The sequence below is a fragment of the Micromonospora coriariae genome (assembly GCF_900091455.1).
Taxonomy (GTDB): Bacteria; Actinomycetota; Actinomycetes; order Mycobacteriales; family Micromonosporaceae; genus Micromonospora; species Micromonospora coriariae.
Genome location: NZ_LT607412.1, coordinates 2,415,271 through 2,427,364, shown reverse-complemented (window position 1 = coordinate 2,427,364; position 12,094 = coordinate 2,415,271). Strand labels below are relative to the sequence as shown.

Here is a 12,094-nt window from a genome sequence, read left to right as displayed (position 1 = left end):
ACCCGAAGGGCCGAGAAATGATGCCGGCCGTGGCTCAGCGGCGTGGATAGCGCAGCAGCAGGCTGGCGGCGACCTCCTCGTCGCCCACCGCCGTGTAGCTGTGCGGCACGTCGGAGACCCAGCGGATGTGACAGCCGGCCGGAGCGGTCAGCGGCGCGTCGGCCGGGCCGGCGCGCAGCACTCCGGCGAAGACGGTGACGTGCTCGGTGACCCCCGGCTGGTGGGCGGGGGAGAGCTGCCCCGGCCCGGGCGCGACCCGCATCCGGTACAGCTCGTAGGTCGCGTCGGCGTCGGTGAACACCTCCAGCAGGGTGGCGCTGACCGCGGCGCCGTGCACGGTGGGCGCGGCGGCCGGCTCGGCCAGCACGGCGGTCAGCGGTACGCCGAGCTGCGCGGTGACCGCCCAGAGCGTATCCAGGGTCGGGTTGCGGGTGCCGTGCTCCAGGCCGGAGAGGGTGGCCTTCCCGACGCCGGCGAGTCGGGCGAGTGTGGACAGCGAGATTCCCCGCTCCTCGCGCAGGGCGCGGACCCGGCGGCCGACGACGGCGGGATCCACGTCGAGGCCCGGGCGGCGGGCTGGTGGTCGGTGCGGCACCCGGCTATCGTGCTACACGCTGTCGTTCCGTAAACGGAACAGCGGGAGGGTGGGGATGGCCGGACGGACGCAACCGCTGCTGGCCGGGGTGGTGACCGCCCTGGTCGGCTTCGCCAGCTCGTTCACCGTCGTGCTGGCCGGCCTCCGGGCCGCCGGCGCGTCGGACGCGCAGGCGGCCTCCGGCCTGCTCGCCCTCTGCGTGGCGTCCGGGCTGGCCGCCGCCTGGCTCGGCTGGCGACACCGGATGCCGATGAGCGTCGCCTGGTCCACGCCGGGCGCGGCACTGCTGGTGGCGACCGGGTCACCGCCGGGCGGGTGGCCGGTCGCGGTGGGCGCCTTCCTCGTCTCCGGCCTGCTGATCGTGGCGGCCGGACTGTTCCCGCCACTCGGTCGGGCGGTGGCCGCCATCCCGAAGCCGGTGGCCGGCGCGATGCTCGCCGGGGTGCTGCTGCCGCTGTGCACAGCGCCGGTCCGCGCGCTGGTCGAGCTGCCCACGGTGGCCGGCCCGGTGGTGGTCGGCTGGCTGCTGCTGCACCGGTACGCCCGCCGCTGGGCGGTGCCCGGCGCGCTGCTGGTGGCGGTGGCGGCGATCGCGCTGACCGGGCCGCCGGCGGGCCTGACCGGTGCCGCGCTGACCCCGTCGGTCGCCCTGACCGTGCCGGCCTGGAACGCGTCCGCGCTGGTCGGGCTCGCCCTCCCGCTGTTCCTGGTCACCATGGCGGCGCAGAACGTGCCCGGCATGGCGGTGCTGGTCGGCTACGGCTACCGCCCGCCGTTCGGCGCCGCGCTACGGGCCACCGGTCTGGCCAGCCTGCTGGCCGCCCCGGCCGGCGGGCACGCGGTGAACCTGGCGGCCATCACCGCCGCGCTGGCCGCCGGCCCCGACGCGCACCCGGACCCGGAGCGCCGGTGGGTCGCCTCGGTCACCGCCGGCGTCGGCCTGGCCGTGCTCGGGCTCGGTGCCGGCGTCGCCACCGCGCTGGTCGCGGTCGCCCCGCCGATCCTCATCGAGGCGGTCGCCGGGCTGGCGCTGCTGGGCGCGCTGGCCACCGCGCTCGCCTCGGCGGTGACCGACCCGCGGACCCGGGAGGCCGCCGTGGTCACCTTCGTGGTGACCGCCTCCGGGGTGACGCTGATCGGTGTGGGCGGCGCGTTCTGGGGACTGGTCGCCGGCTGCCTGATGCTGCTGCTCTTCCGCCGCGCAGGGGATCAGGTCGGGACTCACTCCTCGGCGGGCAGGTCGGACACGCCGACCGCGAGCCGCACCCGGCCGTCCGAGACAGCGGCGATCCGGTCGGCCGGCACGTACACCGCGCCGGCGTCGACCAACTCGGTGGAGACCTTCAGGTAGCCGCTGTGCAACAGTCGGGCCGCCAGATCGGCCGGCACATCGGGCTCCTCGACCGCGGTGGCCTCGATCAGCTCGTCCAGGCTGCTGCCCGGGTCGGCGGCCGGCGCCTGGACGGTCACCGCGTACGGATCACCCCGTTGGACGAGATCGACGGTGCCGACCTCGGTGCCGGCGGGGTCGATCACCGGCATCCCGGTGGTGATCCGCGAGATGGTCGCCTGCTGCTCGTCCTGCTGATCCATCTCATCGCGGTTCCCGGGGCGGTACGCCGCTAAACGCCGTCGCCGCCCCGCCCGGCGCTCAGCCTGCCCGGCAGCAGCGGCACTCAGCTGTTCGGGAGGGTCCAGCCGCCCGGCGGGCGCGGGGACAGCTCGCGCCAGGTGTCCGGACCGTCGAGCAGCGCCCGGACCGTCTCCTCGGCCTCGTCCGCACTGCCGTATTCGTAGAACCGGGAGATGCCCTCGGCGCCGCCGGCCCGCTGCTCGACGTGCCACCGGTCGGCGTCCACCCGGAGGAAGACGTCCCGTCGGGCCAGCCGCCCCCATTTCCCGTTCCACCAGTGCTTCCGCTGCTCCATGGGCGGACTCTATCGAACACACGTACGAGAAGGGGCGGCCCCTGCGGGAATCCCACAGGGGCCGATGTGCATCCGGCGGTCAGCGCGGCGCCGGTGGCTCCGTGCGGCGGCCCAGCACGTCGTCCAACGCGCCGCGCTGCTGGCCAGGGGTGGCGTGGCCGGCGGAGAGCAGCGCGTCCCGGATCTCGGTGAGCAGCTTGATCTCCTCGCTCGGCGCCGCCGGCGGCGGCTCCTCGCCGCGCTGGCGCCGCTCGGCCAGCTTGTTCATCGGGAACACCACGAGGAAGTACAGCGCCGCTGCGGTGAGCAGGAAGGTGATCACCGCGTTCACGAAGCTGATCCAGTCGAAATCGATGCCGCGGATCGTCCAGGCGGCACCCTCAAGGCCGTTGTCCTTGCCGGTGATCAGCAGCACGAACAGCGCGATCAATGGTTTGAGGAACGCGTTCGTCAGCGACGTGACCACTGTCGTGAACGCGGCGCCGATGACGACACCGACAGCCAGGTCGATGACGTTGCCGCGCATGATGAAGTCTTTGAAGCCCTTGAGCATTCGTACTCCCGAGGTGTCCGGATTTCCGTCCGGCACAACCTATGCCCCTGGGGCGGGCTCCAGAAAAGCGCCGGCTTCGATCGCTGCCCGGCCCGGATCGCCGGCCCGGATCGCCTCCACCAGCCGGGCGTGGTCGACGTAGCGCTCGGGTGTGAGCGCGTCCCCCATCGCCTGGGCGACCGTGCTGCGCAGGGCGGTGCCGACCGAGGCGTACAGCTCGGCGAGCATGGCGTTGTGTGCGGCGGCGACCACCGCGGTGTGCAGCGCCGCGTCCGCCTCGACGAACATGTCCACCCGGCCGCCGCGCCAGGCCGCCTCGCGCTCGGCGAGCGCGCCGTCGAGCGCCGCCATGTCCTGCGGGGTACGCCGCAGGGCGGCGAGCCGGGCGGCCTCCACCTCGAAGGCGCGCCGTACCTCGATCACCTCGGTCATCCGGTCGTCGCCGAGCCGGCGGGCCACGACCGGCGCCAGTTCGTCGGTGGACACCACGTACGTGCCGGAGCCCTGCCGGCACTCCAGCACCCCGGCGTGCACCAGGGCGCGGACCGCCTCGCGGACGGTGTTGCGCCCGACGCCCAGCGCGGCGACCAGCTGTGGCTCGGTGGGGATGCGCCCGCCGACCGGCCACTCGCCGCCCAGGATCCGGGCCCGGAGCTGCTCGATGGTCTGCCGGACCCGATGGCCGCGGGGCGGCACCGGCGGCGCGGAGAAGGAATCGACCGACGGTGGCACTGGTTACATCACCGGTCCCAAATTCATCCCATGATTGTAGGTTAGAAGCCATGACCCCGCCACCGACCGCCGCTCCGGCGCCGCCCGCCCCCGCCGATTCCGTCCCGGCGCGCGACCCCGGTGCGGGCCGTCGGAGCCACCCGGCGACCGGCGGCGCGCTCGTGCTGGTCGGGATGCTGCTGGTCGCGCTCAACCTGCGCGCCGCGGTGACCAGCCTCGGCGCCCTGCTCGACGAGGTGCGCGACGGGCTGGGGCTCTCCGGAACCACCGCCGGTCTGGTCACCACCCTGCCGACCATCGCGTTCGCCGGCCTCGGCGCGCTCACCCCGTGGCTGGTCCGCCGGGTGGCGCCGGCCCGGATCCTGGTGGTCGCCATGCTCGCCCTCGTCGCCGGTCAGGTGTTGCGGGTCGCCACCGACTCGACCTGGGTCTTCCTGCTCACCAGCGCGTTGGCGCTGGCCGGCATCGCGGTCGCGAACATCCTGCTGCCGATGCTGGTCAAGCAGCACTTCCCGCACCGCACCGGCCTGGTCACCGGGGCGTACACGATGACACTGACCGCGGGCACCACTGTGGCCGCGGCCTCCGCGGTGCCGATCGCGCACGCCTTCGGGTCCTGGCGGGCCGGGCTCGGCATCTGGGCCGCGATGGCCGCGGTGGCCGTACTCCCGTGGGTGCCGCTGGCGCTGCGAACCCGGACGGCCGCGCGGCGGGCGACCCCGACGGTGGCCGCCGCCCCGGCGGCGCGGATCCGGCCGGAGCGGACGCGCCTCGGTTGGGCGATGGCCCTCTACTTCGGCGCACAGTCGCTGAGCGGGTACGCGATCATGGGCTGGCTGGCCCAGCTGTTCCGGGACGCCGGCTACCAGCCCGAGTCGGCGGGGCTGCTGCTCGCCGGGGTGACCGCGCTCGGCGTGCCGATCGCGCTGCTGATGCCCACCGTGGCCGGCCGCCTCGCGACGCTGCGCCCGCTGGTGCTCGGGCTGACCACCGCGTCGACGCTGGCCTACCTCGGGCTGGCGCTGGCCCCGCACGGCGCTGCCCTGCTCTGGGTGATCCTGCTGGCGATCGGCCAGGGCGCCTTCCCGATGATCCTGACCACCATCGGCCTGCGCGCACGGACCGCCGAGGGAACCGTCGCGCTCTCCGCGTTCGCGCAGAGCACCGGGTATGTGATCGCCGCCCTCGGCCCGCTGCTGGTCGGCATCCTCTACGAGCTCACCGGCGGCTGGACCGCGCCGATCGGGTTCCTGCTGGTCGCGCTCGCCGTGCAGACGGCGGCGGGCATGGCGATCGCCCGCCCCCGCTACGTCGAGGACGAGTGAGCAGCGGCAGCGATCAGGAGGAGGCGGGCGTCGAGTCGCCGGCGACGGCCTGATCCACCGTCGGGTAGGTCTGCAGCACCTCGACCAGACCGCTCACCTCGAGGATGCGTAGCACCCCCCGCTGCGGGGCGGCCAGCCGCACCACGCCGCCGGACTCGTCGCAGCTGTTCTTGGCGCGGACGAAGACCGACAGACCTGTCGAGTCGCAGAACGAGACGTCCGCCAGATCGAACACCAGCCGGTTGCGGCCCTTGTCGAGCAGGTCGGTGATCTGGTCCTGCAACTGGGGTGCGGTCGCCATGTCCAGCTCGCCCGCGACCGACACGACGACCACGTCGCCGCGCTGTTCCGTGTGCACCGTCAAGGACATTCGCCAGACCTCCTGTTATCGGGGGAACGGTATCCCACGATGGGGGTCACACGCAGAACGGGAGCCGGGATCCGGTGGCCATCGTCATTCCGTTGCTGCGGGACAAGTAGTGCAGCAGCCCCCGGTGATAGAGTCCGCCCGGTCCAGGTCGAGGGGGGTTCCGCAATGGCGTTGAGCGCCGAGGAAAGTGGTCGGCTCGCCGCGCTGCTCGGCGGGCACGCCGAGCGGGTCACGCAGCAGTGGACCGAGATCGTCTCCGGTTCGTTGCGCGGCCGGTTGAGCCAGGCCGAGCTGCGCCGGCAGGTCCAGGATCTGCACACCGCCATCGTCGCCGCCGGCGAGCACGGCGCCATCGACCTGTCCTCCGAGAACGCCGCCGAGTTGCGCGCCGCGCTTTCCGACCTGTCCCGCGGCCGGGCCCGGCAGGGCTTCTCCGCCACGGAGACCGCGATCAGCGTCTTCGCGCTCAAGGAGGTGCTGGTCGGGCTCGTGGAGGAGGCCGGCGGGGACAACGCGCTGGGCGACTACGTCGCCTTCTCCGGTCTGGTCGACGAGCTGGGCCTGTTCACCTTCGAGAGCTTCGTCCGCACCCGGGAGAGCCTGATCGCCGACCAGGCCGAGCAGCTGCTCGAGCTCTCCACGCCGGTGGTCAAGCTCTGGGAGGGCGTGGTCGCCGTTCCGCTGGTCGGCACCCTGGACTCGGCCCGGGCCCAGGTGGTCATGGAGCGGCTGCTGCAGACCCTGGTCGACACCAGCTCCCCGTACGCGATCATCGACATCACCGGCGTCCCGGCGGTCGACACCCAGGTCGCCCAGCACATCCTGAAGACCGTGGTGGCCGCTCGTCTGATGGGCGCCGACTGCATCATCTCCGGCATCCGTCCGCAGATCGCGCAGACCATCGTCGCGCTCGGGATCGAGTTCGGTGACATCGCCACCAAGGCGAGCCTCGCCGACGCGTTGCGCCACGTGCTGCGACTCAACGGGGTGGAGACCGCCCGCCGTCAGCCGCGCCGGGACGCCTGATGGAACGCGTGCCGATCCTCAAGATCGGCGACATCCTGCTCGTCTCCATCCAGCTCGACATGTCCGACCAGACCGCGATTCAGCTCCAGGAGGACCTCGCCGAGCGGATCGTCGCCACCGGCTGCCACGGCGTCATCATCGACATCACAGCGCTGGACATCGTCGACTCCTTCGTCGGGCGGATGCTCTCCACCATCGCGTCGATCTCCAAGGTCCTCGACGCGGAGACGGTGGTGGTCGGGATGCGCCCCGCCGTCGCCATCACCCTGGTCGAACTCGGGCTGTCGCTGAACGGCATCCGTACCGCGCTGAACGTCGAGCGCGGCATGGAGCTGATCGCGGCGGCCCGCGCCGACGAGCTCGACCACCAGCTCGACGACGATCCGGACGCCGAGACGGCCACGCCGTGACCGCGGGCCTCGACCTGGGTCACCCGCAGGCGCAGGCGATCCGGGGTGACGAGGACGTGGTGCGCGTCCGGCAACTGGTCCGCGCCGTGGCGGTGGCCGTCAAGCTCTCCCTGGTCGACCAGACCAAGGTGGTCACCGCGGCGAGCGAGCTGGCCCGCAACACACTGGTGTACGGCGGCGGCGGCACGGTGGAGGTGACGACCGTGGAGAACGGGCGGCGCCGCGGGCTCCGGATCGTCTTCGTCGACTCCGGGCCCGGCATCCCCGACCTCGACCTGGCCTTCACCGACGGGTACACCACCGGTGGGGGGCTCGGGCTCGGTCTCAGCGGCGCGCGGCGACTCGTCGACGAGTTCCAGATCGAGACATCGGCCGAGACCGGCACCCGCATCACGGTCACCAAGTGGTCCCGTTGAACGAGGACGCGGTCACCGACAGCGGCATCTGGTTCCGGGTCGAGGCCGGCAGCACGGCCAGCGCCGTCCGGCGCGCCGCCGAGCGCCTCGGCGAGCAGGTGCAGCTGGGTCAGCCGCGCATCGCCGACCTGGCCATCGTCGCCGCGGAGCTGACCAGCAACCTGGTCAAGCACGCCGACGAAGGTGTCGTGCTGCTCCGGCCGGTACGCCGGGCCGGGCAGGCCGGCGTGGAGCTGCTGGCCATCGACTCCGGGCCCGGCATGGCTGACCTGAGCGTCTCCTCCCAGGACGGGCACTCCACCAGCGGCACGCTCGGCATCGGTCTGGGCGCCATCGTCCGACAGGCGAGCTGGTTCGACGGATACTCGGTGCCCGGCCGCGGCACAGTCCTCGCCGTGCAGGTCTGGCCGGCCGAGCCGGCCCGGCCGTCCTGGGCTGGCGCCCTCACCCGGCCGCTGACCGGCGAGACGGTCTGCGGTGACGGGTACGCCGTCCGGGTCGTCGACGGCCGGCACCAGGTGCTGGTCAGCGACGGCCTGGGGCACGGCCCGTTGGCCGCCGCCGCCACCGAGGCGGCGCTGGCCGCGTTCCGCGACGCGCCGGCCGGCCCGCCGGCAACTGTCGTCAGCCACCTGCACGGGTCGATGGCGTACACCCGCGGCGCGGCGCTGGCGGTCGCCGAGCTGTCGCCGGAAGCCGGGTTGCTGCACTACGCCGGGCTGGGCAACATCGCCGGCGTGGTGGTCGAGGGCGACGGCCAGCGCCGGGGGCTGGTGTCGCTGCCCGGCATCGCCGGGCACCAGCGGCCGACGGTCCGGGGGTACGACTACCCGTTCGGCCCGGGCGCACGGCTGGTGATGCACAGCGACGGAGTGGTCGACCGCTGGCGGTTGACCGACTACCCCGGCCTGGCCGAGCGGTCCCCGCTGGTGATGGCGGCGACACTGCTGCGCGACGCCGGCGTGCGGCGCGACGACGCCTGCGTGCTGGTCGCGAGGTCCTGGGCGTGACCGGGGAGCCGACAGCGCTGCCGCTGCTCCAGATTGCGCTGCGGGTCGAGCAGGATATCTTCGTGATCCGCCAGCGGGGCCGTGAGGTGGCCGCCGTGGTCGGCCTGGAACACCAGGACCAGATCCGGATCGCCACCGCACTCAGCGAGGTGGCCCGGGACCTGCTCCACGCGGTCGGGGGAGCGGACGTCTCCTTCCACCTCGACGCGGGCGTCGACGGCCGGTTCCACCTCCGCACCGACCTGGCTCCGGTGGCGCCGCTGCCGGACGGCCGGTACGAGCCGCAGTCCGGCGCGGTGTCCCGGCTGGTCGACACGCTGAGCGTGTCGAGCGTCCAGGGGGCTACGGTCGTGAGGATGTCCCGACGAGTCCCGGTCAACGCGCCGACGCCAACCCCGGAGCGGCTCGCCGAGTTCCGCGCTGAACTCGGCCGCACCGCCCCGGCCAGCGCGCTGGACGAGCTGACCGTGCAGAACGGGCAGCTCATCGCGGCGCTCGACGAGGTACGCAGCCAACGCGACGAGCTGGCCGTGCTGAACGAGGAACTGGCCGAGACGAACCGGGGCGTGTTGGCGCTCTACAACCAGCTGACCGAGGAGCTGGAGGAGACCAACCGGGGCGTGGTCGCCCTCTACGCCGAGCTGGACGAGAAGTCGGCCCAACTGCGCGCGGCGAGCGAGTCCAAGAGCCGGTTCCTGGCCAACGTGAGCCACGAGCTGCGCGCTCCGGTCACCGCGATCATCGGGCTGGGGCGGCTGCTCGCCGACTCCTCCTCCGACCCGCTCACCGCCGAGCAGGCTCGCCAGGTCGGCCTGATCCGCTCCTCGGCGGCGGACCTGCTCACGCTTGTCAACGAGCTGCTCGACCTGGCCAAGGCGGAGTCCGGCCGGATCGAGCCGGACTGGGCAGAGGTGGACCTGCGCCCGGTCTTCGGCCAGCTGCGGGGCACGCTGCGCGCACTGGCCACCCGGCCGGAGGTGGAGCTGGTGGTCGAGGAGCCGCCCGCGCCGGCCGTGCTGCGTACCGACGAGGTGCTCCTCGGCCAGGTGCTGCGCAACCTGCTGCACAACGGGTTGAAGTTCACCGAGCGGGGCGAGGTGCGACTGCGGGCCCGACAGCACGACGACCGGTGGAGCTTCACGGTCAGCGACACCGGCCCGGGTATCGCCCCGGAGCTGCACGAACGGATCTTCGAGGAGTTCTACCAGGTGCCGGGGGCGACCCGGGTCGGCGGCACCGGCCTCGGCCTGCCGTACGCCCGGCGGCTGGTGACACTGCTCGGCGGGACGCTGGAGTTGACCAGCGAGCCGGGCCGGGGCAGCACGTTCACGGTTTCCCTGCCCGTGGGCGGAGTGTGACGGTGGACGGCGGGCCGGCGACCGTCCTGGTGGTCGATGACAGTCGTACAAAGCGTTACCTGCTGGTCAGCTGGCTGACCCGGGCCGGGTTCACAGTGCTGGAGGCGGAGAACGGCGCCGAGGCGCTGGCGCGGGTCGAGGTGGACCGGATCGACCTGGTGGTGCTCGACGTCCGGCTGCCCGACGTGAGCGGCTACGAGGTCTGCGAACGGATCAAGGCCGCGCACCCGGCGATGCCGGTGATCCACGTGTCGGCGCACGCCGTGGACGTCGCCGACCGCGCCCAGGGATTGACCCGGGGTGCGGACGCCTACCTGACGGAGCCGATCGAGCCGGAGGAGCTGATCGCCACCGCCCGGGCGGTGCTGCGCTACTACCAGGCCCGGCAGCGCGCCGAACTGCTCGCCGAGCGGCTGCTCGGGCTGGCCGACACGACTGTGGCGGTGCACGCCGCGCCGACCTTCACGCGGCTGCTGGGAGCCGCCGCGGCGGGTGCCGCGCAGATCTTCAAGAGCCCGGCGGCGGTGATCGCCGAGACGTTCGAAGGCGACTGCCTCGCCGGAATCTGCACGGGGCCCGGCGCCGAGGCCAGCGTGGTGCCGTGGGTCGTCGACGACACCGGGGTGCCCACCGGCGCCACCGTCCGGGTGGAGGCCCCGGCGAGTTGGGGGCTGCTCGACTGGCCGGCGGACGACTCGGTGACCGTGGCCGCCGCCCGGCTGCGCGAGGACCGCGCCCCGCTGTACGTGGTGGTGCCGACCGCCACCCAGACCGCCCGGACCCCGGTGCTCGTGCAGCTCGCACAGGCCGTGGCGGCGGCGGTGGAGGCGCAGCGCTCGTTCGACGAGGAGCACCGGATCGCGGTGACCCTGCAGCGCAGCCTGCTCCCACGCCGGCTGCCCGACGTGGCCGGGCTGGACCTGGCGGTGCTCTACGAGCCGGCCAGTGCCCAGACCGAGGTGGGCGGTGACTTCTACGAGCTGGTGATGCTCGACGGGCACCTGTTGCTGGCGATCGGCGACGTGGCCGGCCACTCGCTGCACGCGGCGACCGTCATGGCCGAGCTGCGACACGCGGTGCGGGCGTACGCGGTCGAGGGACACCAGCCCGGCGAGATCCTGCACCGGGTCAACGAGCTGATGCGGACCCTGCTGCCGAACGAGCTGGCCACCCTCTGCGTGCTGTTGCTGCACCCGCCGAGCGGGCGGGTCCGGCTGGCCAGCGCCGGTCACCTGCCGCCGGTGCTCAGCCTGGACGGCAAGGTCGAGTTCGTGCAGCACTCGGCGCCGCTGCTCGGCGTCCGCGCGCCCCGTCCGGCGGACCTGGAGTTCGTACTGCCGCCCGGAGCCACGCTGGTGTTCTACACCGACGGGCTGATCGAGCGTCGGGACGCCACCATCGACGAGGGGCTGGCCGCGCTCGCCGCGTCGTCCAGGACGGTGGACGCCGACCTGGAGCGGTTCTGCGCCCGGCTGCTGGTGGAGCTGGCCCCACCGGAGATCCAGGACGACGTTGCCGTGATCGTGCTGCGCCGCCACTGACCCGGCGTCGGTATGGGCCGTCGAGCACTCAGTGGACCGATCGCGCGTACGCGGCGGGTGACACCCCGGCGACGGCCGTGAAGTCACGGACCAGGTGGGCCTGGTCGCTGTAGCCGAGGTCGGCGGCGAGGCCCGCCCAGTTCAGCGGGCCTCCGGCGGCCTGCTCGACGGCCTCCTGGAGGCGGTAACGGCGGATCACCCACTTCGGGCCGACCCCCACGTACTCGGTGAACAGCCTTTGCAGCCGGCGGACCGGGAGGTCGTGGCGCGCGGCGAAGTGGTCGACCCGCAGCACCGTCCGGTCGGTCCGGATCGCCTCGGCCAGCCGGACGGCATCCTCCACTGCCGGGTCCGGCTCGGGCGCCCAGGCGGTGAGCAGGGCATCCAACGCGTGGCGGCGCTCATCGTCGGTGCCCGCGCACACCGGGTCGTCGGGCGGGGCCAGCCGGCCGGCGGGCAGCGGCAGCCGGCGGCCGGTCAGCTCGGCGACCGGCCGACGCCAGAACGGGTGGAAGCCGCCGGGCCGGAACTGGACCCCGCAGACCTGGCCGGTGCCGGTGAGCGTGATTCGGAACAGCTTGCGGCCCACCCCGGCCACCTCACCGGCCTCCGGCCCGTCGCCGTCGCGCCGGAACACCACGTTGACCGCCGGGTGCGGGACGATCCGCTGCTCGAACGGTGCGCTCAACGCCCAGTCGATCAGCCAGTAGTGCTCGACCCACGGGCGTAGCGACTCGGCCGGCAGGTGCCGCCGGAAGTGAACCTCGCGCAGCAACCGGCTCGGGTCCAGGATGCCCCGGCTGTCGCCACGCGGTCGCTGTCGCATTTTT

14 protein-coding genes and 1 pseudogene are annotated in these 12,094 nt (G+C 73.4%); 8 read left to right on the top strand and 7 right to left on the bottom strand.

The genetic code is table 11. The annotated features are described in order from the left end of the window. Positions 1–34 precede the first annotated feature (34 nt). Complete coding sequence (locus GA0070607_RS11320; protein WP_231930957.1) at positions 35–595, bottom strand: helix-turn-helix domain-containing protein; 561 nt, start codon at positions 593–595, stop codon at positions 35–37. Positions 596–650: 55 nt separating this feature from the next. Between GA0070607_RS11320 and GA0070607_RS11315 the strand changes: the two are divergent. Then, positions 651–1,721 (top strand): annotated as a pseudogene (locus GA0070607_RS11315) (benzoate/H(+) symporter BenE family transporter); the annotation flags it as partial. A gap of 95 nt (positions 1,722–1,816) precedes the next feature. On the opposite strand, the gene GA0070607_RS33300 reads toward GA0070607_RS11315, so the two are convergent. The 4 genes from GA0070607_RS33300 to GA0070607_RS11300 form a co-directional block, all read right to left on the bottom strand. Continuing rightward, positions 1,817–2,188, bottom strand: coding sequence for a hypothetical protein (locus GA0070607_RS33300; RefSeq protein ID WP_231930955.1), 372 nt, complete (start codon positions 2,186–2,188; stop codon positions 1,817–1,819). A gap of 83 nt (positions 2,189–2,271) precedes the next feature. Then, complete coding sequence (locus tag GA0070607_RS11310) at positions 2,272–2,523, bottom strand: hypothetical protein (protein WP_089018164.1); 252 nt, start codon at positions 2,521–2,523, stop codon at positions 2,272–2,274. A 79-nt stretch (positions 2,524–2,602) separates the two neighbouring features. Further along, on the bottom strand, positions 2,603–3,076 hold the full coding sequence (gene mscL, locus GA0070607_RS11305; protein ID WP_089018163.1) for a large conductance mechanosensitive channel protein MscL: 474 nt from the start codon (positions 3,074–3,076) through the stop codon (positions 2,603–2,605). 39 nt (positions 3,077–3,115) lie between these two features. Further along, a complete protein-coding gene (locus GA0070607_RS11300; RefSeq protein ID WP_089018162.1) occupies positions 3,116–3,808 on the bottom strand; it encodes a FadR/GntR family transcriptional regulator in 693 nt (230 codons plus the stop codon). 173 nt (positions 3,809–3,981) lie between these two features. On the opposite strand from GA0070607_RS11300, the gene GA0070607_RS11295 reads away from it, so the two are divergent. Further along, the gene (locus GA0070607_RS11295) at positions 3,982–5,133 is read left to right on the top strand and encodes an MFS transporter (protein WP_231931142.1); all 1,152 of its coding nucleotides are present in this window, start codon (positions 3,982–3,984) and stop codon (positions 5,131–5,133) included. Positions 5,134–5,146: 13 nt separating this feature from the next. Here the strand turns inward: GA0070607_RS11295 and GA0070607_RS11290 are convergent, their stop codons facing one another. Further along, positions 5,147–5,503, bottom strand: a complete 357-nt coding sequence (locus GA0070607_RS11290; protein WP_089018160.1) for an STAS domain-containing protein — start codon at positions 5,501–5,503, stop codon at positions 5,147–5,149. Positions 5,504–5,668: 165 nt separating this feature from the next. On the opposite strand from GA0070607_RS11290, the gene GA0070607_RS11285 reads away from it, so the two are divergent. The 6 genes from GA0070607_RS11285 to GA0070607_RS11260 are packed head-to-tail and all read left to right on the top strand — an operon-like array spanning position 5,669 to position 11,264. Beyond that, positions 5,669–6,529, top strand: a complete 861-nt coding sequence (locus tag GA0070607_RS11285; RefSeq protein WP_089018159.1) for an STAS domain-containing protein — start codon at positions 5,669–5,671, stop codon at positions 6,527–6,529. Beyond that, positions 6,529–6,939 (top strand): STAS domain-containing protein, encoded by a 411-nt coding sequence (locus GA0070607_RS11280; RefSeq protein ID WP_089018158.1) that lies wholly within the window; start codon positions 6,529–6,531, stop codon positions 6,937–6,939. Before GA0070607_RS11285 ends, GA0070607_RS11280 begins: the two co-directional genes overlap by 1 nt. Then, positions 6,936–7,355 carry an ATP-binding protein gene (locus tag GA0070607_RS11275; RefSeq protein ID WP_089018157.1) on the top strand — a complete coding sequence of 140 codons (420 nt, stop codon included), beginning with the start codon at positions 6,936–6,938 and terminating at the stop codon, positions 7,353–7,355. The genes GA0070607_RS11280 and GA0070607_RS11275 overlap by 4 nt, the downstream gene beginning before the upstream one ends. Then, on the top strand, positions 7,343–8,365 hold the full coding sequence (locus GA0070607_RS11270) for a SpoIIE family protein phosphatase (protein ID WP_408630878.1): 1,023 nt from the start codon (positions 7,343–7,345) through the stop codon (positions 8,363–8,365). The genes GA0070607_RS11275 and GA0070607_RS11270 overlap by 13 nt, the downstream gene beginning before the upstream one ends. Continuing rightward, positions 8,362–9,723 carry a sensor histidine kinase gene (locus GA0070607_RS11265; RefSeq protein ID WP_089018156.1) on the top strand — a complete coding sequence of 454 codons (1,362 nt, stop codon included), beginning with the start codon at positions 8,362–8,364 and terminating at the stop codon, positions 9,721–9,723. Before GA0070607_RS11270 ends, GA0070607_RS11265 begins: the two co-directional genes overlap by 4 nt. Before the next feature lie 2 nt (positions 9,724–9,725). Next, complete coding sequence (locus tag GA0070607_RS11260; RefSeq protein ID WP_089018155.1) at positions 9,726–11,264, top strand: SpoIIE family protein phosphatase; 1,539 nt, start codon at positions 9,726–9,728, stop codon at positions 11,262–11,264. 28 nt (positions 11,265–11,292) lie between these two features. Here GA0070607_RS11260 and GA0070607_RS11255 read toward each other — a convergent pair whose 3' ends face one another. Beyond that, entirely contained in the window at positions 11,293–12,090 is a 798-nt protein-coding gene (locus GA0070607_RS11255) for a helix-turn-helix domain-containing protein (protein WP_089018154.1), read from the bottom strand. Positions 12,091–12,094 lie beyond the last annotated feature (4 nt).